Here is a 19,656-nt window from a genome sequence, read left to right on the forward strand (position 1 = left end):
GCTCAGTACGCGGTGCATCGTCGACCTCGACCACTTGTCGGCATAGTTGGATCGCCGCGTCGGCGTGGCCGAAACTGTCCAAGGGCCATGTCGGAATCCCTTGTTGAGGGTGTTCGATGCCATCCCCTCATAGCGTGGAGGCCAGAGCTTGAGGGTTAGAGGTTCATGGCTGAGACAAGACGCCAGTTCGATCCGGAGTTCCGGGCGGGCGCGGTGCGCATCGTGCGCGAGACTGGGAAGTCGATCGCCCAGGTGAGCGACCCGGGGATCAACGACGGGACCCTGGCCAACTGGGTGAAGAAGGACCGCGAGACTCGCGGTGAGGCCGCTGCCGGGCAGTTGGCCGAGGACGAGCGGGCCTAGCTGGCCCGGCTACGGCGGGTGAACGCCGAGCTGGCGATGGCGTGTGATGGCCTCGAGCGATCCGTGGTCCTGTGGGTCAAGGAAGCGACGGGCCGGTGAGCGTGCGCCTGACGACGCTCCCGCTCTGCCTGCGCCAACCTGGCCCACCGGGGACGCACCTCACTCATCGCCCCATCGTCACTCTGCAACCACACCGGTCAAGAACCTGGCCGCGCCGCGCGCCTCCATGGGTCACTTCAGGTCCGTGGGTAGGGAGAAGGCGGTCGGACGTAGAGTCGGCCACGTATAGGTGTTCACGCCGGCCCCGGGAGCCCAGCCTGCCAGTGGCCGCGCCGTCCCGGCGCCCGGTTGGCGAGCCCGCCGTCGTCGGCCCGCTGGGAGTTGTTCGAGGAGGATGCGTGAGGCTGGGCGGCAGGATCGCTGAAGTGTCAGTGGACGACGCTGTCCGCGCCTCGGTGAGCTACGACCAGCTGCGTACCGGTGGTGGCAGCCTGTACTGGCTGGAGAGTCGCCCCGACGCTGGCGGGGGCACGACGGTGAGGCGGTGGCGGCTGGGCGACGGCAAGCGTGATGTCAGTCCGAAGGGCTTCGATGTCGCAAGTGGCGTTCATGCGTACGGGGGCGGGTCGTTCGCTGTCGCGGAGGGGACGCTGTGGTGCGTCGGCGGAGACGGCCTCTTCCGGTGCCGTCGGGGCGACGATCAACTCGAATTGATCACTCATGGATCCTTCGGCGACCTGACGGTTGGTGATGGCGAGCTGCTGGCTGTGCGGGAGTCGGAGCAGGGTGACGCGATCGTCACGGTATCGTTCACCAGGGCCTCGCAGATGCGAACTCTCGTCTCATCTCGGGGGTTCCTCGGCGCGCCGCGGCCGGGCCCGGGTTGGTTGGCCTGGACGGCCTGGAGCGACCGCGACATGCCCTGGGATGCGTGCGAGGTGTGGGCGGCCACCTACGCGGGTGGTGTAACCGAGAATCCCGTGAAACTAGCCGGCGGTCCGGAGGAATCCGCGGTGGAGCCGCAATGGGGACCCGACGGGGCGTTGTACTTCGTGTCGGACCGCAGCGGCTGGTGGAACCTCTACCGATGGGACGGCCGCAAGGTGGAGGCGGTGGCACCGATCCCGGGTGAGTGTGCTGCGGAGCCGTGGGAGTTGGGCTACAGCTCGTATGGCTTCCTCGACGGCGGCCGGATCGTCGCGGTGGTGCAGGAGGGGCCTCGACACCGCCTTGTCGTCATCGAATCCGACGGCACCGTCCGCCCGGTCGACCTGCCGTACACGTCGATCAAGCCGTACCTCGCTCTCCGAGGGACGACGGTGGCGTTGATCGGTTCGTCGCCGACCGCAGCCCCGCAGGTTGCGCTCGTAGACCTGGCTGACGCTGGCCCACGGGTGGAGGTGCTTGCCAGGCCCGAGGACGCCGGGCTCGACCGCGCGCGAGTATCGCCGCCGACGGAGCTGCGCGTTCCAGTGGCCAGCGGCCGGGAGGTGCTCGCCCTGGTGTATCCGCCGACGGGAGCGGCGGCGGACTGGCGGGCGCCGGTGATCGTTCGGGTGCATCCCGGGCCTACCGCTTCCTGCCTGCTGCGCTTGGACTGGCAGGCGCAGTTCTTCACCAGCCGCGGGTTCGCCGTCGTTGATGTCGACTACCTGGGTAGTACGGGGTACGGCCGCGTGTTCCGGGAATCGCTTTACGGTCGGTGGGGTCTGGACGATGTCGAGGACTGCGCTGCGGTAGCGGTTCACCTGCTGTCGACGGGACGGGCGTTGCCGGGGCAGGTGTTCATCCGTGGCGCCAGCGCGGGGGGCTACACCGCGTTGCACGCCGTGGCGCAGGACGGCCCGTTCGCCGCTGCCACCGCCGTGTCAGCGATCGTGGATCCCGACCGGTGGGCGGAGACGGTGCCCCGGTTCCAGCGCGCGCATGCGATGCGGCTGCGCGGGGGCGCCGGTCCGGTCCGTGCCGCCCAAATCCAACGGCCGGTGCTGCTCGTTCACGGCACCGCCGACGAGGTGGCCATGGTCGAGGATGTGCGGGAACTCGCCGAGGAGTTGACGTCTCTCGGTACGGTGCCCAAGGTGTTGCTTCTTCCTGATGTCGGCCACTATGTTGCGTCGTCCCGTCGAGCGGGCGCAGCGCTGGAGGCTGAGCTGGCTCACTACCGCTCGGTCATGGCGGAGGCTGCCAACGATCAACGGAGGTTACACGGCGGCCAGCGGTAGCTGATGACGCACATACTCGCCGAACTCGCGGACCTGCGGCTCGCACCGGTAGGGCTCAAGGTCGGCCTGTACCTCGACGACGCGCTGCAGGCAGCGGTGTGAGGTGGTTCGTGCGGCGTAGTCGACCGCCGCACGGGCTGTGGCGCAGGCTTCGTCGATGCGCCCAGCGGCGGCCAGCGACGAGGCCAGGAGCGCGGTGTCAATCGCGAGTCGTCGGACGTGAGTGGGACTCAGAGTGGTGAGAGCGTCGCCCAGGTGCCGTTGGGTTTGCTGCGGTCGGCCCAGGTCGTGGAAGCAGTGGGCGATCTCGTCGGCGAGGTAGGCCGCGTCGAAGTAGCGGATCCACGCCGGCTCGTCCCCGGGCCTGCTGCGGGCCAGTTGCTTCTCCGCGATGTCGAGGTGGGTCAGACAGTCGTCTTCGCGTCCAAGGCGGGCGTGCGTGCGCGCCACCACCGCGTGCAGTGCGGCCGCCACAGCGGCTGTCGCCCGGGTCTCGCTTCCTTGCACCGCCATGAGCGCCATCCTGTGCGCTGGCTCGGGATGCCCGCAGTGCAGCGCGAGGTGCCCGATGTTCACGGCGAGCAGGTAGCTGCCGTACAGGCGGTCGTTGGCGGCTTCTGTCAGTCGGAGGGCGCGAAGGTAGCGGCGTTGGGCGAGTCCGTGGGCGCCGGTGTCGACCGCCTGATATCCGCAGAGTTCGAAGAAGCCCGCTGCGAGCGTGTAGAGATGGCGGCCGACAGCCGCGGAGGTGGGAGTATTCCCCAGCAGGCGGTTCAGTTCGCCTTCGATGTAGCGCTGCACCTGGGCGTGCACGCGCCCGGCGCCGTGGGTGTGGTCCAGCTGCCGGAAGATCGCCAAGGCGGTCTCTGCCGAGTGCAGATCCTCCTCGTCAACCCGTCCGGGCGAGCCGGGCCGTCCGGCCAGGGACAGGCGGGGTCCGGTTGGCGCGTTGAGCCAGTCCAACGCGGCGCGGTCAAGAACACCTGGCTGGAACGGAACATGAACGACCATGTCTGCCCACCCGGGTGTCTCCGCCGGTCGGGTGGGCAGCAACGGTGCGGCGTTGGTCAGACCGCTCGGAAAAGCTGCCGGCTTGCCCTCGGCGGCACGACGTATCTCCAGAAGGGGCAGCAAACGGGTCAGGGCACCTCCGGCCGCCAACGCCCTGTCGCAGGCCTCGGCGAACTCCCGGGATGGGAAACGGTCCGCTGTCTCGACCCGCCGCACCAGGTCCGCGCTGAAGCGGATCATCTCGCCGAGTCGCGCCTGTGAGAGGTTTGCCCGTTCCCGTAGCCGACGCAGCTCGGCGCCGAAGAAGTGGCGCTCCGACAAGGAAGGCTGGAGCGTCCGCGGGGTCTGGCCCATAGCACCGCCTCCTTAACCTGTTCACGCCACCAAGGCGATGAGCAGCACGGATTTCGCCCCATAGATTCACTCAGAGTTCAGTACCAGCGCAAGCGCGAACGCCGGGATGCGTCGATGTGAGCGATTGTCATCGGCGGCGCGGATGCGGACAACCATGTCGTCCGCATGCGTGGCGTTCCCTTCCTCGACTCGGCGGATCAGTGTGGAGAGGGCAGATGACTCATCGGATCCGCTGCCAGCTTGCATGAGAGGGGGCGCTCCATTGCAGCAGGCCGTTCGGCCGCCTGGATCCTGAAACGCTCCGGCTGCACCCACGGCCGCACCGACGTACGCACGCCCATGGGCATGCGTACGTCCACCCCCGCGCCGATGACCCACCAGCAAGACGCTGCCTTCGGGACCGGAGCCTCATCGACTTGAGGCTTCCCCGTCATTTGGCGAGTCGAACGGCTTGACGCTCTGTTGAGCCCAGAAGAGCAGAACCCCGGGCCATCCGATCGGAGGGCCCTGACGGAGAGGGAGACCACCCGAATGAGTGTCGACACGGCGAGCGGTGAAGACCTCCACGCCGCAATGGTCGATCAGCTCGTCGCCGACCACGCGGACAAAGGGCTGGCCATGCGGCCCGAGGTCGAGGCGGCGCTGCGGTCCGTGCCACGCCACCTCTTCACACCGGATGCCGCCCTGACGGACGCGTACCGCGCCGACCAAGCCGTGGTGACCAAGCGGATCGGCGACGAGGCCGTCAGTTCGGTATCGGCGCCGTCGCTCATCGCGGAGATGCTCGGTCAGGCCGCAGACGCCATCGACGGCGGCTTGGCCGGCCGGCACGTCCTCGAGATCGGTTCCGGCGGATACAACGCCGCGCTGCTGCGCGAGCTGGTCGGCCCATCGGGCTCAGTCTCGACCGTGGACATCGATCGAGAAGTGACCGACCGGGCCACTGCCTGCCTGACCGCGGCGGGGTACGACGACGTGGTCGTGGTGTGCGCGGACGCCGAGCAACCGGTCAACCCGGGCCGCCGATACGACCTGATCATTGTCACGGTCGGCGCTTGGGACATTCCTCCGGCCTGGACCGCGCAGCTCGCCGAGGGCGGGACGCTGGTCGTACCACTGCGGACTTTCGGCATGACCCGCTCATGGGCGTTGCGACGGGCCGACGATCGACTGATCAGCCACAGCCAGCGGTTGTGCGGGTTCGTGTCGATGCAAGGCGCCGGGGCACATGAAGTCCGGTACGCCGACATCGCTGACGGCGTCCACCTGCGGCTGGACGAGGACCAGCAGGTCAACCGCCAAGCGATAGGCGAGCTGTTGGCACAGCCAAAGACGCAGGCGTGGGCCGGGGTGAGCCTGCCCCCTCGTACCGTCCTAGCAGATCTCGACCTGTGGCTGGCGACCCGCATCACCGATGCGGGACAGCAGTTCGTTGTTCTCACTGCCCAGCAGGAGGCCGTCGATGCAGGCGTCGTCGCCCCGGCGTGGCGCTTCGGCACACCGGCCGCCCTGGACAACGGCACGTTCTGCTACCGCTCGACTCTGCGCTGGAACGACGACGACAGGTTCGACCTTGGCGCATGCGCACATGGGCCCGACGCCGCGTCGGCGACCGGTCGAATGGTCGGACAGATGCGCACGTGGCTGGACGCGGGCAGCCCTCCGCCGGTGCTGCACGTCCTGCCTGCTGGTACTCCCGACGGCGACCTGCCGGCCGGGACGGTGCTGGACAAGCGGCACAGCCGCTTCGTCCTCACCTTCACCCCCGCATAGAAGGGAACGCACGTGAACGACACCGACACCTCGGAGTTCGCCCTGGACGTAAGCCTCGTCGACGCAGGACCCACCGCGGGCGGCTACGCCACCGCCACCGACGACGGGTGCGGCTCCGGCAACACCGGCTCCAACGCCTGCACCACCAAGTGCGACGGCAACTGACCCATCCGTTCCTCTCACAAGCGGGCCCGGCGTCGAGTGCGCCGGGCCCGTCGATTCGGTGGTGCCTCATCGTTCCCGCAGCCGGTGCGGCGCTGATCAGAATCGCCGCCTACCCCAAGGGCCTCGTTCTGCCTCCCTGGCCCGACATGGCTCGTGGCCATCCGGACCAGTGGCGCGAGTGGCTGAACGAGACGTGGACGCTGCCCGGGTTCGCGGCAGCCGTTACCGGCGCGGCGCCGCAGCTGGCCGACCAGATCCAACGCACGCTCAGCGGTGAACCGGTAGATCAGCACCGGCTGCGGCGCCTGGTGCAGTCAGCGGTCCGGTACCTGCTGCGCTGGACCACTCGTGCGACCCCGTTCGGCACGTTCGCCGGCGTCGCCCCGGTCCGGTTCGGCGATCGCGCGGCGGTCCACCTGGGCGAGGCTCATCGCGCGGTCTCCCGCCCCGACGGCCAGTTCATCGCCGAGCAAACCGCGCGGGCCGAACAGGACCTGGCCACCCTGCGCACCGTCGCGGTAGTGACGAACTCGGTGGGATACAGGCGCGGTGACAGGTGGGTTCTGCCATGCGCCCACGCTGGCGCCGATCGGCGGTGGGACCTCGAGGTCCGCCTGACCGGCCCGATCAGGGCGGCGATCCAGGCGGCGTGGACCCCGGTCAGGTTCGCCGACCTCGCCGCGACGGTCGCCGCACCCACCAGGGTCGCCGACGCCGAGCGGCTGCTGGCTGACCTGGTCCACACAGGGGTGCTGCTGTCGGCCCTGCGCCCGCCCATGACGGCTACCGATCCGGCCGCCTACGTCGCCCGGCACTACGTCATTCCGGAGCCGGGCCGTCGGACCGCCGTCGATCTCCGCGCCGACATCGCCGTGACCCTGCCCCCGCCGGTACTGCACGAGGCGGAGCGGGCCGCGTCCACGCTCGTGGCGGTAGCGCCACCACCTACGCCCGGATGGACCGAGTACCACAACGCGTTCATCGAGCGATGGGGCCCAGGAGCGGCCGTTCCCATCCGCGATGTCCTGAACGTGCTCGGTTTTCCGGCCGGCTACCGGGGATCCACTCGTCGCGCCCCAGCGCTGTTCACCGCCCGCGACCGGCTGCTCGGACAGGTCTCGCAGCAGGCCGCCCTCGACGGCTGCGCCGAACTGGTGCTCGACGACGCGCTGATCGGCCAGCTGCGCGGGAATGACGACCGGCCACCGATCCCGCACACCGAACTGCGGTTCACCCTCGCCGCCGAAACGACGCGCGACCTGGACCGCGGCGCGTTCACCCTGACGGTGCTCAGCGGGTCCCGCCACGCCGGGGTCGCCGCCGCCCGGTTCCTGCATCTGCTCAGCCCCGCGGAACTCGGCGGCTTCCAACAGATCTACCAGCATCTGCCCACGGTCCTGCCCGGCGCGGCCCCACTGCAGCTGTCCGGACCCCCGCTGGACGCCCGGCTCACCGCGGTGACCCGGACGCCCGAGCTACTGCCCGTCCTCCCTCTCGGCGACTTCCACCCGGCACCGCCATACACGATCGAGGACCTGGCGGTGACCGGCGACGGACACCGGCTGTGGCTGGTATCGGCGGCCGCCGGTCAGCCTGTCGAACCGCTGCTGTTCAACAGCGTGCTGCTTCCTACGCTGCAGCAGCCGATGATGCGGTTCCTGACCGAGATCTGGACCGCCTGGACGGCACCGTGCAGCCGGTTCGACTGGGGACACGCCAGCAGCCAGCCGTTCCTACCCCGCCTACGGCGCGGACGCACCATCGTGCACCCCGCCCGCTGGACCATCGACCACACCACTCTTCCCGGAGCGGGCACCGCCTGGCCGCAGTGGCGCGACGCCTGGCAGCGACACCGCCACCAGCGGCACATCCCGCAGCAGGTCCTAGTCGGCGACGACGACATACGCCTACGCCTTGACCTGGACAACCACACCCACCTGGCGGTCCTTCGCGACCACCTCGACCGGCATCCCCGCACCGTGATCAGCGAGGCTCCAGGGAGTGCGGGCTGGATCGGCGAGCGCCCCGCCGAACTCCTGCTCACCCTCACCCACCCCGCGCTAGCCGCGCGACCAGCCCGATCAGCCCGAACCGCTACCAATGTTCAGCACTGGCCAGGGCGGTCACGGTGGCTGGAGGCACATCTCCACGGTCGGCTCGATGACATCCTGACCGACCTCGCCGCCCGCCCCGCCGACCACTTACCGGCCGGCTGGTGGTTCCTGCGGTATCCCCACCCCGAGCCGCACCTGCGGCTGCGCATCCCGCTTCCGGACTCCGACTGGTTCGCCGACATCGCCCGTCATCTCACCGGCTGGGTGCAGCACCTGCACGATGACGCCCTCGTACACGACTACAGCCTGCACCCGTACCGCCCCGAGACCCGCCACGGTGCCGCAGCAACCCTCGCCGCCGCCGAGCGGGTGTTCGCCGCCGACTCCCGCGCCGCCCTGCACCGGCTCACCGGCGACCGACAAGCCGCCACCACCGCCGGGATGATCGCCATCGCTGACAGCTTCACCGGCGACGGTATGCGCTGGCTCATCACCCACGTCCCTCACCGGACCGGTCCCCGCCTCGACCCCGCCCAGCTCGGACATGCCCGCCGCCCAGTGCATGACGACCGACTCGCGGCAGCGCTGGCCGCCTACCGGCCGATGGTCGTCGAAGACGGGCTCGACCCCGACGAGGTGCTGGGTGACCTGCTGCACCTGCACCACGCCCGCATGATCGGCGTCGACCCCGCCTCCGAACAGCACTGCCTGCGGCTGGCCCGAACCATCGCCCGCACCACCCTCGCCCGGCGTAAGCCGTGACTGGGGGACAATCCCTCGCCGACGGCGCGGCCGGCATCGCCCTGCGGCACCTGGAAACCGGCAACCGGCCCGCAGCGTACGAGGCACTGCGCGACGCCACTGCCGGTGGCGTGAGCATTGCCGAGGGGGCCAGCCTCTTCTACGGCGCTCCCGCGCTCGCGTTCGTCCTCGCCACCACCGACCACCCGGGGCTCGCCCGGGCACGAGCGGCCACCGCCCACGGCACCGCCACAGTGACCCGCCGACGCCTCGACGCCGCCCACCGCCGCATCGACCGACACGAGCAGCCGCACAGCGCCGAGTACGACCTCATCCGCGGACTGGCCGGGCTTGGCGTCGTTCTACGCCGGCTCGGCGATCGCGACCTGCTCCGCCAGGTCCTGGACTACCTCGTCCGACTCACCGAACCGCGAGGCGAGCTACCCGGCTGGTGGTGCTGGAACGGGCCCGAACGCCGCCAGCCACCGCCCTACGGCGGTCACGCGAACTTCGGCATGGCCCACGGCATCACCGGCCCACTGGCACTGCTCGCGCTCACCCTCCGCGACGGCATCACCGTCGCCGGACACACCACCGCGATCAGCCGCCTCAGCCGATGGCTGGACACCTGGCAGCAGCACACCAACGGCACCATCTGGTGGCCGCAGACCATCACCCTCATTGACCTGCGTCGCGGGACACCGGCCCAGCAAACCCCGCTGAGGCCGTCGTGGTGCTACGGCACCCCCGGCATCGCCCGCGCCCAGCAACTCACCGCACAAGCCCTGCACGACACGACCCGCCAGCACCTCGCCGAGACCGCATTCACCACCTGCGTCACTGACCCCGGACAACTCCGACGGCTCACCGACCGAAGCCTGTGCCATGGCACAGCCGGACTGCTGGCCACCGCCCGCCGCATCGCCTCCGACGCCCTCACCCCCATCCCCCTCGATCTCGTCAACGACCTTCACCGGCAGGCCACCCCCACGACCAACGAGCCCGAAGGACTGCTCGAGGGGAAGGCAGGAGTCGACCTCGTCACCGCCACCACCGCTTGGGACGCCTGTCTCCTCCTCACCTGACGAAAGAGCCACGCCGTGGACCACGCCCCCTGGCAACAGATCAACATCAGCTACCCCGGCCATACCGCCCAGGAACGCGAGCAACAGGCCGTCGCTCACCTCAGCCGAGTGCTTCCCGCCGCCAAGACCGCCGGCCTCATCACCTGCTGGTGGTTCATCCGCAAAGGCGCCTGGCGCATCCGCTACCTCCCCACAAACAGCCCAGACAGCCAAGACCAGGCACACCGACTACTCACCGAAGGAGTCCCCTGGACCCGCGACATCTACGAACCAGAAACCCATGCCTTCGGCGGCCACGACGCCATGACCACCGCCCACATGCTGTTCCACCATGACAGCCGCCACCTCCTCACCTACCTTTACCGGCACCCCATCACCCGGCGCGAACACTCCCTGATCTTGTGCACTGCCCTGATGCGCGCAGCAGGGCTCGATCTCAACGAGCAGGGCGACGTCTGGGCACAAGTCGTCGAGCACCGAGACGCATACCTCCAGGCATCCCCAACCGATGTCGCCGGATGGGAGAGGTTCACGGGAGAGGTTCGAAGCCTGCTGCTCGGCGCACCTCGCACCACCGGCGACTGGTACACCGCATTCGAGAACGCCGGCGCAGCCCTACACCGCCAACGGGAAAGGGGCACTCTCACCCGTGGCCTGCGGGCAGTAATCGCCTTGCACGTGATCTTCCACTGGAACAGGCTCGGCCTACCCGCCACCACCCAAGCCACCCTCGCCCGAGCGGCCCAGAAAGCCATTTTCGGTCTGCCCGATCCGCCCCTGCCAGAAGCCGGGTAGAGGCACCAGGGGGAACGAGTGGGGGAAGGTGCCATGCCCGAGAAGGTGATTACCAGCAAGGTTGGCCTCGACGACCTGCTCGACGGGTGTGGCGGGCAACTCGACCAGGGCCAGCCTGGAGATTCCCGGCAACGACTCGCCCGCCACCGCCCAACCGAACGCTGGCCCGGCGTCCGCGTCGTGACCTAAACCAGCGCTCGAAGCCCGCGCAGGGTTGCCGCCGAGGTCTACGATCTTGGGTCTTGAGCCGTTCGGTTATTGGGAAGTTCCGATATTGCAACTTGGGAGTTCCATCACCAGCCCTGCTGGCCTGCTGACCAAGAACACGCTAGATGTCGGTTCCCGGCAGCTCAGAGGCAGGACGCACCCATGCGCGATTCGTGGCGATCACGATGTCCTCCGCGAACGGCCTGAGGCGGATGCACTCCGGTTGGGGCCTTGGCCCGTTCCGTGTGCCAAGGCGAACATCGGTTCGCAGGTGACCCGCCTTGACCGCTCGCATAAGCCAATCGAAGACGCTGCGGACTGTCAGCAGCGGCGGCAGGGTGGGGTCGCCGAGCGCAAAGAGTCGTGCGAGAATGCCAGTCAAGGATCCCTCGCCCGCCAGCGCAAACTGCGTAGCGCCGGCGGCAGCAAGCACCAACGCGAGCCCAGTGCCTGCGGGATCCCGTATCAGATCGCCCGTGACCCCGCCGGCGTAGCACGAGTCAAGGATCACTACGACAGGCTTGTTCCTCAGGAGCGGACGGATCAGATCCTCCGCAGGAACGACGCTTCGCCTTTGGTCGTCGCCCAGAACTAGCGTGAGCCGATCTTGTTCGTCGAGAACAGCATGTGTGGCGAGATGGAGGAACGTAACGTCCCGCGCCTGGCTGGCCGACCGCCGGACCGCCTCACGGGCTTGCTCCATCGTCACGTTGTGCTCGACCGTAACAGTGCACCATGGCGCGGCCGAAGCGAGGGCATCAGCCAACTGGTGCGTCTGACGGGCCAGCTCGGGTAGCCCGGGCAGCGAGCCGAAGTCACTCCAGCTAAGGATGAGATATTCGCTTCCAGGTGCGGGCAGCCAGACATGCTCCTCGCCGGCGCGGCTCTTCTCGCGACGTCCGATGTCGGGCGAGGCGATGGCATCAACGTCTAGCGGAGGCTCCAGCGGCCCGTCGGGAAGGGCTTGCCATCGCAACTGCCAGCCCGTCAGGTCTGTGCGGGGCGACGGGATATCCAGTCCGAGTTCCTTGGCGTGTTCCCGGCAAGCGACGATGAAGGCAATCACAGATCGGACCGGCGGCCGGCTCGTCGACTTGAGGAGATCGCCAGCCGTGCTGTGAGGCAATCGCTTCGTGTGCTGGCGGCTGAGCCGTGCGATATCACGTAGGGACGGGCAGCCACTCTCAGTTCGCAGGCGCCGTAGATCTTCGATGAACTCGGCAATGGTCTCCGCAGCCATCTTTAGGAAAGCACCCCCGCCCGAGCCAAGCCGATCACGCAGACCGCCACGACGAGCAGACAAACACAGAGACGAAGTGCCGCTCCCCAGCTGCGCATCGCCTCTCGTAGGGTCTTGCCGATCTCCTGCCACATCACCGATGAACTGAGCTTCATGCCGTCCAGTCCGCCATGCACATCGAGGACAGGCCCATGACGGCGGACGACCTCGGTCGGAACTCCTCGCCTGCGGACGGCGTCGGACACCTTCGGACACTGCAACCCGGGAGAACTCATGTCGGCTTCCGAGGAATCAGTCCAGTAAGGTGGCCGGTCCAGCCACCGCGCTGGCCGCCGAGGTCAGCTCGTCCCACCATCGAAGAAGCGCGCCTCGCGTGATGTACTCGAAGGTGGAAAGCAGCATAGGGGTTTCCGATGCCTTCCAAACACCACCGAGACCGCCGGAGTTCAGCCCCCATGGAATTTCCTGAAAGGTGCCAGAGTTATCCCGCCTCGGCTCACTCAGCATTGGCATGGGAAATGGCTTTCCCGTGTGGAGAGCCTTTGACCGATGCCCATATATAACAGAGATGTGCCGACGCATCTTACTCCAGTCTAGTTGCCCGTATTCCATTCGTTCATCGGGCGGCTCGGGTGCGCATTCTGTCAAGAAGTCGATGAACTTTCGGGTAGCCTTAGTCTGTTCTGCTAGAACGCTAGCAATCCGCGTTCTAGCCCTTTCGCTCCCGTGTTGGAGTTCGTTCCACAGTTCCGGCCAATGCTCACGCAACAAATCAATGGGTTCGGCAGTTAAGCGCTGTCGACATGTGGCCGCTGTTTCCACCGCCGTAACGAACTGTAGCCAAGCTTGGTTTGGGTCCTCATTCGCCCACCAAAGTGCTGCCGCATAGGAACGAGCGGCGCGCACAAGTTCCACCTGCGCAATCTCATTGATCTCCGCAAACATGGACAGTCGTCGTAATGCGGCAACGTCAGCTCTCCGCGCCACAGCTGCGGGAATCTGTTCGCGGCCCGGTCGGCCGGGGCGGGTAAGGCGAGGGACCTCAAACAATATGGGCGCCCTCGCTGAGTCGCGTTCATCATGGATCCCAGACAAGCGTGTGGTGCCGGCTAGGCGAAGGCGGACGCCCAACTCAAGAGAGACAAGTGCAGCAATTTCGTCCGTCATGCTGCCGCCGTGGTAGGCGCTTGAGTCGGATTCCGCAAGCTTCCCCTCCACGACGACCTCGGGTATGAGGTTGGTGTGTATGCCGGCATGAAGAGCGATGGCTGGGCCGACCGTGTCGGAGTCTCGGATGACGGTTGATAGCGTGTAAGGACCGAAGCTGGCGGGCCCTCCGACGAACGGGACATCCGACTGGAGTTCGTCATCAAAATTCTCCAGTTCGGCTTGTCCGGCCTGAAAGGCCCGCCAGTTCCGCCACGCGTCCGTTCCCATGGATCAATCATCCCACAAAGGCGTTCAGTCGAAAGTGGCCGATCGATCAACGTTTTGCGTCGATGGTGGAGGCGACGTCTCATGACATGAGCGCGCACTCAACTCGGCATGTGCCGGCGCTTGGGGGACCGTCATGGTCGGAATCGCGGCGGGTCCGAGCGACCCCGGGGCGAGCGCTCCGTGGTTCTCCGGTGGCGGCGCCTACGGGTAGGTATGCGGACGGTGCGTCGTTGATCTTCGATGATGTGCGCGGTGTGTGCTCGCCAGCGGATGCCAACCCCGGTGAACCGGTGCCAACGCGGGTCACTGCGGCCGACCGCCGGTCGCAACCGGGATTCGTGTGCTCCGGCTGTGCTCCTGAGCTGGGCGAACGGCGGTCCGGGGATCGTGGGTGAACGTGGGTCACTCCCGGCCACCCCAGGTGAACGCCCTGGTGGCTAGACTGGGCCCTCGCGCCCTCGTAGCTCAGGGGATAGAGCAACGGTTTCCTAAACCGTGTGTCGCAGGTTCGAATCCTGCCGGGGGCACCCATCCAGGCGCGTGAACCTCGGCCGCGCGGTCCCCGGCCCGTCGCCCGCCCGGCTCCGTCGCGCCGCCCGTCGGGACATCCCGGGCCGAAGACGTCATCCCGGCATCAACGTCGGTGAAGAGGTTGGACGCCCGTCCGGCGGTGGCCCGGGCCCACCGTCCGGTGCCGGCTGACCCGGGGCGGGTCAGCCGAGGGTGGCGAACATCTGGCTGGCCATCCGGAGCGAGCCCTCGATGGTGTCGAAGCCGCGCGGCAGCATGACCCGCTCGTACGCGCCGACCGCGTCGCGGAGCGGCGTCCCGGCGCGTACGGCGGACAGCAACTCGCCGGCCAGCGTGGCGGCGTCCCGCAGCGCCGCGTTGGCGCCGACGCCGCCGGTCGGCGGCATGGTGTGTACGGCGTCGCCGAGCAGCGTGACCGGGCCGGACTCCCAGGGTTCGACGGGCTCGCTGGCCCGGATGGCGATCGGGAAGAACGTGTCCCCGTCGGCGTGCGCGAACAGCTCCCGCACCGCGGGGTGCCAGCCGGCCGTGGCCGTCACGGCGATCTTCCACAGCTCCCGCGGCGCAAGCCGGAACAGCCGTTCGTCGGGCAGGCCCAGGCGCTCCGGCGAGGCCACCAGGGTGGTCATCAGGTAGTCGGTCGCGCCGTCCGGGCGGGACCGGAACCGCACCGGCGCGAAGCCGGCGCCGAAGCCCTGCTCGCCGGCGACCCAGCAGAAGCCGCGGTTGAAGTCCGCCGGGATGAGCGGGTCGGTGGTCTCGTCGATCGGCATCCGGCCATAGACGCAGCGCAGGCCGACGTCCCGGGTGACGGCGTCCGGGAGCAGCTGCCGGCGTACGGCCGAATTGGCCCCGTCCGCCCCGACCAGCAGGTCGCCCTCGGCGCTGTCGCCCCCGGCGAAGGCGACCCGGACCCGGCCCGCGGCCGTGACCCGGTATCCGGTCACCGCGTGCCCGAAGTGGACGGCGCCGGTCAGGCCGGTGAGCAGGCCGCGCCGGAATGTTTCCCGGTCCACGTTGGTGATCTCGTCGTCGGTGCCGCCCGGGAAGGTCTGGGCCATCACCTGCTCCAGCCGCTGGGTGTAGGCGGCCACCAGGTCGCCGTTGATCCCGCTGGTCCGGCGCACCCGGTCGAGCACCGACGCCGGCAGGCAGGCCCGCAGCGCCGCGTTGCCGTCCTGGTCAATGTGGATGCGGTAGCCCTGGTTGCGGGTCTGTGGCGTGGGGTCACGCTCGTAGACGGCGACGTCGAGGCCGCCCTGCCGCAGTGCCTGGGCGAGCGCCAGCCCGCCGATGCCGCCACCCGCGATGAGTATCCGTGCCCGATCCGACATGCCGGTGTCCCTTCCCGGTGGGGGCGGCGACCGCCGGTCGGGCGCCGCTCCCACCGAGGTTCAGGCATGTGAATGAGTTTGTCAACCAGACGTATGACTAACTCTGTCAGGCTTGCGTATACTCCCGTCGTGGCGCCATCGAAACCCCGTAGGTCACCCGAGCCGCAGGAGCGGCAGCGGGACCCGGAGCGCACCCGCGGCCGGATCCTGGACGCCGCGGCGGCCGAGTTCGGCGCGCACGGGTACGCCGGCGCCCGAATCCGGTCCATCGCCGCGCGGGCGGGGGTCAACCAGCAGTTGGTCTCGTACTACTTCGACGGCAAGGAGGGGCTCTACCGGGCGATGGCTCAGCAGTGGCAGGAGCGGCAGCGGGAGCTGGCCCCGCCGGGCACCCCGCTGCCGGAGCAGCTGCGCCGCTACGCGCTGGAGGCGTTGCGTAGCCCGGCGGGCGTCCGGGTGTTCGCCTGGAGTGGACTGCAGTACACCGGCCCGGACGACGACCCGGACCGGGACTCCCGGGCGCGGAACCTGGCCCACGGCGTCGACGAGCTCCGGGCGTTGCAGGCGGCCGGGCGGCTGCCGGCCGAGGTGGATCCGGCCTGCCTGCTGGTCATCATGATGGCCGCAGCCATGGCCACCACCACGTTGCCGCACGTCATCGAGAGCGTCTGCCATGCCGATCCGCGGTCCCCGGAGGTCGTCGAGCACTTCGCCGACCAGGTGGCGGTGCTGGCCCGACTCCTCGGGCTGGGCGACGACTGACCGGGCCTCCGGTGGTCAGCTCAGCTCGACGGCCACCTTCTCCAGGTGGTCCATCGAGTCCTGCATGCCGGACTCCATGCCGGACTCCACCACCGCGTCGCGGTCGGCCCGGTCGCGGTATTCGCAGAGCATGTCCAGGTACGTCCGGCCGTCCCGTTCGGTCAGCGTGACGGTGACCAGGCTGGCGTGCTGGTCGGGGTCCGGAATGCCCTCGAAGATCTCGGTGTTGACGAGCCGCTCCGGCGCCTCGATCTCCCGGTAGTCGCCGCGGAACGCCACCTCGTGACCGCCCTCGGCCGCCATGACGTACCGCCACCGGCCGCCGACCCGCAGGTCGATCTCGGCGCTGGTCACCGTGCCCTTGTCGCCGGCCCACCAGCGCTTGACCAGCTCGGGCGTGGTGTACGCGCGCCAGACCAGGCGCCTGGGCGCGTTGAACTCGCGGGTGATCCGGATCTGGTTGTCGGCCGGCAGCGTCACCTTGGCCGTGCCGCTAGTCGTGGTCGGCATTGTCGTTCTCCTGTTCCGTGAGCTCTTCGAGGACTTCGTCCAGGCGGTCGAACCGCTCGTTCCAGTGCTGCTCGTACGCGCTCAGCCAGTCGTGGAGGGCCCGCAGCGGCGCGGCGTTGAGCCGGTACATCCGCTGCCGGCCGTCCCCGCGGACCCGCACGAGGTCCACCTCGCGCAGCACCCGCAGGTGCTTGGACACCTGCGGCTGGGCCAGCCCGAGCAGGTCGACGAGGTCGTTGACCGGGCGTTCCCCGGTGGCCAGGAGATCCAGGATCTGCCGGCGTCGGGGCTCCGCCACGGCGTTGAACGCGTCGGTCGTGGTTGCCGCTCGTGCCATGGGGTCATCGTATACCTATAACGGAATACGTCAACCACGCGCCTCGATCGGCTAACGTGGCGCCGGTGCGGGTGGTGGTGGCGGAAGATCTGATCCTGCTGCGCGACGGCCTGATCCGGCTGCTGGCGGCGCACGGCTTCGAGGTGGTCGCGGCGGTCGACAGCGGGCCCGAGCTGCTGCGGGCGCTGCTCGACCACCGTCCGGACGTGGCGGTGGTCGACGTGCGGCTGCCGCCCACCCACACCGACGAGGGCCTGCGAGCCGCGCTCGCGGCCCGCGCCGAGGCGCCGGGCCTGCCGGTGCTGGTGCTGTCCCAGTACGTCGAGCGGCTGTACGCGCGCGAGCTGCTGGCCGACGGCCGGGGCGGGATCGGCTACCTGCTCAAGGACCGGGTCTCCGACATCGGCGAGTTCATCGACGCCGTCCGCCGGGTGGCCGCCGGCGGCACCGCGCTCGACCCCACCGTGGTGGCGAAGCTGCTCGACAACCGCGGCCGGGTGCTGCCGCTGGACCGGCTGACCGCCCGGGAGCGGGAGGTGCTCTCGCACATGGCACAGGGCCGGTCCAACGCCGCGATCGGCGCCACCCTGTTCATCACCGAGAAGGCGGTCGCGAAGCACACCAACAACATCTTCGCGAAGCTCGGCCTGCGGGCGTCCCAGGACGACAACCGGCGGGTGCTGGCGGTCCTCGCCTTCCTGGACACCTGAGACAGGGGTACTGGTACCACCCCGGGAGGCGCTCCAGCCTCCTCGAACCGGGCCCCGCGCTCGGCGAGGCTCGATCCATGACCGCAACGATGACGGCGCATCCCGCGCCTGCCGCGCCTCCCGCGCCTGCCGTGCCGGGGCCCGTGGCCCGCGCCGAGCGCGCCCTCGCCCCCGACCTCGCCCGCGGCGCCATGCTGCTGTTCATCGCGCTGGCCAACGCCGCCAACTGCGCCTTCGCCGGCCAACCCGGCATGGACGGTACGCCGCACGGTGCGCAGCGGGTGGTGAACTTCCTGCTGGCCACCCTCGTGGACAGCCGCGCGTACCCGGTCTTCGCCGTGATGTTCGGCTACGGCCTCGTGCAGATCGCCCGGCGGCAGGGCCCCGCCGCCCGGCGGATCCTGCTGCGCCGCAACGCGGCCCTGATCGGCTTCGGGCTGGTGCACGCCACGCTGCTGTACTTCGGCGACTTCCTCGGCGCGTACGGGATCGTGGGCATCCTCGCCACCGTGCTGCTGCTGCGCCGCGGCGACCGGTTCCACCGGCTGGTGCTCTGGCTCTGGGGCCTGCAGACCCTGTACGCCGCGTTCCTCACCGTCACCGCGCTCACCGGGGCGCACGGCGGGGACGCCGTGCTCGGCAACAGCCCGAACCCGTCGCTCGCCGCAGCGTCGTACGGCCGGTCCATGCTGGACCGGCTCGCCGAGTGGCCGGTGCACACCGCCTCGGTGATCCCGTTCATCGTGATCGTCTGGCTGGGCATCTGGGCGGCCCGGCAGCGCATCCTGGAGAACCCGGCCGCGCACCGCACCCTGCTGCGTCGGGTGGCCGCCGGCAGCCTGGGCATCTCCGTCCTCGGCGCCCTGCCGTACGCGCTGGTGGCCGCCGGCGTGCTGCATCTGGATCCGGCCGGCGTCGAGGCGATGGCCCGGGTGCACGCGGTGACCGGTGAGTACGGGGGCCCCGGGTACGTGGCGTTGTTCGGCCTGCTGGCGCTCCGGCTCAGCGCTGCCGGCACTCCTGGCGGTGCCGGGGAGACCGGCGGCGCCGGGGCCATCGGCGGTGCTGGCACGCCCGGCGGCGCCGGGGCGCCCGGGGGTCGGGGTCGGAGGCTGCTGGCCCCGGTGATCGCGTTGGGCCAGCGATCGCTCAGCGGCTACCTGCTGCAGTCGGTGGCCTGGCTGCTGCTGTTCGCGCCGTGGGCGCTGCACCTGGGCGGCACCTGGGCCGCACTGGCGTCCGGGGTGGCGGTCTGGCTCGTGTCGCTGGCCGGAGCGCAGGCGCTGAGCGCCATCGGCCACCGCGGGCCCGCCGAGACGCTGCTGCGGCGGATCACCTACCGTACGGGCCGATGACGGCCGCCACCCGTACCGTCCTGGCCGCGGCGCTCTGCGTCGTGGTCACGGTGGTCTGGCTGGCCACCGGTGGCGGGGACTTCTGGCCCCGCTGGGTGTACTTCGCGGCCGGCGTGCTGCTGCTCGGCGGGTTCCTGCTGGAGCGGGCGCTGCGGGTGGCGTCCGTCCGGCACCGCTGGCTCGCCCTCGACGCCGCGGCCGGCGGCCTGCTGCTGGCCGCCGACCTGGCGGTCTGGGCGCTCAGCGGCGGCGGCTACTTCTGGCCGATGTGGACGACCCTGGGCGTCTCCCTGATCGTCGGGCTGCACGCCTGGGTGGTCAGCCGACCACCGGGGGCGCGGGAGCGGGAACTCGGCGAGCGGGTGGCCGCGCTCACCCGGTCCCGTCGCGGGGCGGTGGACCGGCAGGCCGCCGAGCTGAAGCGGGTGGAACGGGACCTGCACGACGGCGCGCAGGCCCGGCTGGTCTCGCTGGCCCTGACCCTCGCGATGGCCGGCGACCTGTTGCAGCGCGACGCGGCGCGCCGGAAGGCCGCCGCGGTGGCGGACGGCGGGGTGGTGGACGGCGGGGTGGTGGACGGCGGGGTGGTGGACGGCGGGGTGGTGGACGGCGGGGTGGCGGACGGCGGGGTGGCGGACGGCGGGGTGGTGGACAGCGCGGCGGCGGA

18 protein-coding genes, 1 tRNA gene and 1 pseudogene are annotated in these 19,656 nt (G+C 69.6%); 13 read left to right on the forward strand and 7 right to left on the reverse strand.

Annotated elements, in window-relative coordinates; translation table 11 throughout:
* Positions 1-165 precede the first annotated feature (165 nt).
* Together ACFFHU_RS13235 and ACFFHU_RS13240 are read left to right on the forward strand one after the other, a co-directional pair.
* Complete coding sequence (locus ACFFHU_RS13235) at positions 166-363, forward strand: transposase (protein WP_377338628.1); 198 nt, start codon at positions 166-168, stop codon at positions 361-363.
* Between the two features lie 425 nt (positions 364-788).
* Complete coding sequence (locus ACFFHU_RS13240) at positions 789-2,588, forward strand: S9 family peptidase (RefSeq protein WP_377338630.1); 1,800 nt, start codon at positions 789-791, stop codon at positions 2,586-2,588.
* Here ACFFHU_RS13240 and ACFFHU_RS13245 read toward each other — a convergent pair.
* Positions 2,568-3,953: a helix-turn-helix domain-containing protein gene (locus tag ACFFHU_RS13245; protein ID WP_377338631.1), complete on the reverse strand. Its 1,386-nt coding sequence runs from the start codon at positions 3,951-3,953 to the stop codon at positions 2,568-2,570. The two genes, ACFFHU_RS13240 and ACFFHU_RS13245, sit on opposite strands and share 21 nt — an antisense overlap.
* Before the next feature lie 531 nt (positions 3,954-4,484).
* Here ACFFHU_RS13245 and fxlM point away from each other — a divergent pair.
* The 6 genes from fxlM (at position 4,485) to ACFFHU_RS13275 (ending at position 10,755) form a co-directional block, all read left to right on the forward strand.
* Positions 4,485-5,726: a methyltransferase, FxLD system gene (gene fxlM, locus ACFFHU_RS13250; protein WP_377338632.1), complete on the forward strand. Its 1,242-nt coding sequence runs from the start codon at positions 4,485-4,487 to the stop codon at positions 5,724-5,726.
* 12 nt (positions 5,727-5,738) lie between these two features.
* Positions 5,739-5,891: an FxLD family lanthipeptide gene (fxlA, locus tag ACFFHU_RS13255; RefSeq protein ID WP_377338634.1), complete on the forward strand. Its 153-nt coding sequence runs from the start codon at positions 5,739-5,741 to the stop codon at positions 5,889-5,891.
* 68 nt (positions 5,892-5,959) lie between these two features.
* Positions 5,960-8,707 carry a lantibiotic dehydratase gene (locus ACFFHU_RS13260; RefSeq protein ID WP_377339744.1) on the forward strand — a complete coding sequence of 916 codons (2,748 nt, stop codon included), beginning with the start codon at positions 5,960-5,962 and terminating at the stop codon, positions 8,705-8,707.
* Complete coding sequence (locus ACFFHU_RS13265; protein ID WP_377338636.1) at positions 8,704-9,771, forward strand: lanthionine synthetase C family protein; 1,068 nt, start codon at positions 8,704-8,706, stop codon at positions 9,769-9,771. The genes ACFFHU_RS13260 and ACFFHU_RS13265 overlap by 4 nt, the downstream gene beginning before the upstream one ends.
* 15 nt (positions 9,772-9,786) lie before the next feature.
* Positions 9,787-10,566: a thiopeptide-type bacteriocin biosynthesis protein gene (locus tag ACFFHU_RS13270; protein ID WP_377338638.1), complete on the forward strand. Its 780-nt coding sequence runs from the start codon at positions 9,787-9,789 to the stop codon at positions 10,564-10,566.
* Positions 10,567-10,599: 33 nt separating this feature from the next.
* Positions 10,600-10,755 (forward strand): hypothetical protein, encoded by a 156-nt coding sequence (locus ACFFHU_RS13275; protein ID WP_377338640.1) that lies wholly within the window; start codon positions 10,600-10,602, stop codon positions 10,753-10,755.
* A gap of 139 nt (positions 10,756-10,894) precedes the next feature.
* On the opposite strand, the gene ACFFHU_RS13280 is transcribed toward ACFFHU_RS13275, so the two are convergent.
* The 3 genes from ACFFHU_RS13280 to ACFFHU_RS13290 are packed head-to-tail and all read right to left on the reverse strand — an operon-like array spanning position 10,895 to position 13,450.
* Positions 10,895-12,013, reverse strand: coding sequence for a CHAT domain-containing protein (locus ACFFHU_RS13280; protein ID WP_377338641.1), 1,119 nt, complete (start codon positions 12,011-12,013; stop codon positions 10,895-10,897).
* Positions 12,014-12,015: 2 nt separating this feature from the next.
* Complete coding sequence (locus ACFFHU_RS13285; RefSeq protein WP_377338643.1) at positions 12,016-12,258, reverse strand: hypothetical protein; 243 nt, start codon at positions 12,256-12,258, stop codon at positions 12,016-12,018.
* A gap of 46 nt (positions 12,259-12,304) precedes the next feature.
* On the reverse strand, positions 12,305-13,450 hold the full coding sequence (locus tag ACFFHU_RS13290) for a hypothetical protein (protein ID WP_377338645.1): 1,146 nt from the start codon (positions 13,448-13,450) through the stop codon (positions 12,305-12,307).
* Between the two features lie 454 nt (positions 13,451-13,904).
* Between ACFFHU_RS13290 and ACFFHU_RS13295 the strand changes: the two genes are divergently transcribed.
* Positions 13,905-13,977: transfer RNA gene (locus ACFFHU_RS13295), tRNA-Arg, on the forward strand.
* 186 nt (positions 13,978-14,163) lie between these two features.
* On the opposite strand, the gene ACFFHU_RS13300 is transcribed toward ACFFHU_RS13295, so the two are convergent.
* Positions 14,164-15,315, reverse strand: coding sequence for an FAD-dependent oxidoreductase (locus tag ACFFHU_RS13300; protein ID WP_377338646.1), 1,152 nt, complete (start codon positions 15,313-15,315; stop codon positions 14,164-14,166).
* A 129-nt stretch (positions 15,316-15,444) separates the two neighbouring features.
* Here ACFFHU_RS13300 and ACFFHU_RS13305 point away from each other — a divergent pair, with 129 nt between their 5' ends.
* Positions 15,445-16,077: a TetR/AcrR family transcriptional regulator gene (locus ACFFHU_RS13305; RefSeq protein ID WP_377338648.1), complete on the forward strand. Its 633-nt coding sequence runs from the start codon at positions 15,445-15,447 to the stop codon at positions 16,075-16,077.
* 15 nt (positions 16,078-16,092) lie between these two features.
* On the opposite strand, the gene ACFFHU_RS13310 is transcribed toward ACFFHU_RS13305, so the two are convergent.
* A complete protein-coding gene (locus ACFFHU_RS13310) occupies positions 16,093-16,587 on the reverse strand; it encodes an SRPBCC family protein (protein ID WP_377338650.1) in 495 nt (164 codons plus the stop codon).
* Positions 16,571-16,924, reverse strand: a complete 354-nt coding sequence (locus ACFFHU_RS13315; RefSeq protein WP_377338651.1) for an ArsR/SmtB family transcription factor — start codon at positions 16,922-16,924, stop codon at positions 16,571-16,573. The genes ACFFHU_RS13310 and ACFFHU_RS13315 overlap by 17 nt, the downstream gene beginning before the upstream one ends.
* Positions 16,925-16,989: 65 nt before the next feature.
* Between ACFFHU_RS13315 and ACFFHU_RS13320 the strand changes: the two genes are divergently transcribed.
* From ACFFHU_RS13320 to ACFFHU_RS13330, 3 genes and pseudogenes are all read left to right on the forward strand, one after another.
* Positions 16,990-17,634, forward strand: a complete 645-nt coding sequence (locus ACFFHU_RS13320; RefSeq protein ID WP_377338653.1) for a response regulator transcription factor — start codon at positions 16,990-16,992, stop codon at positions 17,632-17,634.
* 77 nt (positions 17,635-17,711) lie between these two features.
* Complete coding sequence (locus ACFFHU_RS13325) at positions 17,712-18,989, forward strand: DUF418 domain-containing protein (protein ID WP_377338655.1); 1,278 nt, start codon at positions 17,712-17,714, stop codon at positions 18,987-18,989.
* A pseudogene (locus tag ACFFHU_RS13330) lies at positions 18,986-19,656 on the forward strand (histidine kinase); the annotation flags it as partial. The gene ACFFHU_RS13325 and the pseudogene ACFFHU_RS13330, both read left to right, overlap by 4 nt.

The organism is Plantactinospora siamensis, from assembly GCF_042434095.1.
In the GTDB taxonomy this organism is placed as follows: Bacteria; Actinomycetota; Actinomycetes; order Mycobacteriales; family Micromonosporaceae; genus KBS50.

Excerpts from the sequence above, each read along its gene's own strand:
- ACFFHU_RS13235 (WP_377338628.1), top strand. The coding sequence starts at position 166 with ATGGCTGAGACAAGACGCCAGTTCGATCCGGAGTTCCGGGCGGGCGCG.
- ACFFHU_RS13245 (WP_377338631.1), bottom strand. The coding sequence starts at position 3,953 with ATGGGCCAGACCCCGCGGACGCTCCAGCCTTCCTTGTCGGAGCGCCAC.
- fxlM (WP_377338632.1), top strand. The coding sequence starts at position 4,485 with ATGAGTGTCGACACGGCGAGCGGTGAAGACCTCCACGCCGCAATGGTC.
- ACFFHU_RS13275 (WP_377338640.1), top strand. The coding sequence starts at position 10,600 with ATGCCCGAGAAGGTGATTACCAGCAAGGTTGGCCTCGACGACCTGCTC.
- ACFFHU_RS13280 (WP_377338641.1), bottom strand. The coding sequence starts at position 12,013 with ATGGCTGCGGAGACCATTGCCGAGTTCATCGAAGATCTACGGCGCCTG.
- ACFFHU_RS13290 (WP_377338645.1), bottom strand. The coding sequence starts at position 13,450 with ATGGGAACGGACGCGTGGCGGAACTGGCGGGCCTTTCAGGCCGGACAA.
- ACFFHU_RS13300 (WP_377338646.1), bottom strand. The coding sequence starts at position 15,315 with ATGTCGGATCGGGCACGGATACTCATCGCGGGTGGCGGCATCGGCGGG.
- ACFFHU_RS13310 (WP_377338650.1), bottom strand. The coding sequence starts at position 16,587 with ATGCCGACCACGACTAGCGGCACGGCCAAGGTGACGCTGCCGGCCGAC.
- ACFFHU_RS13315 (WP_377338651.1), bottom strand. The coding sequence starts at position 16,924 with ATGGCACGAGCGGCAACCACGACCGACGCGTTCAACGCCGTGGCGGAG.
- ACFFHU_RS13325 (WP_377338655.1), top strand. The coding sequence starts at position 17,712 with ATGACCGCAACGATGACGGCGCATCCCGCGCCTGCCGCGCCTCCCGCG.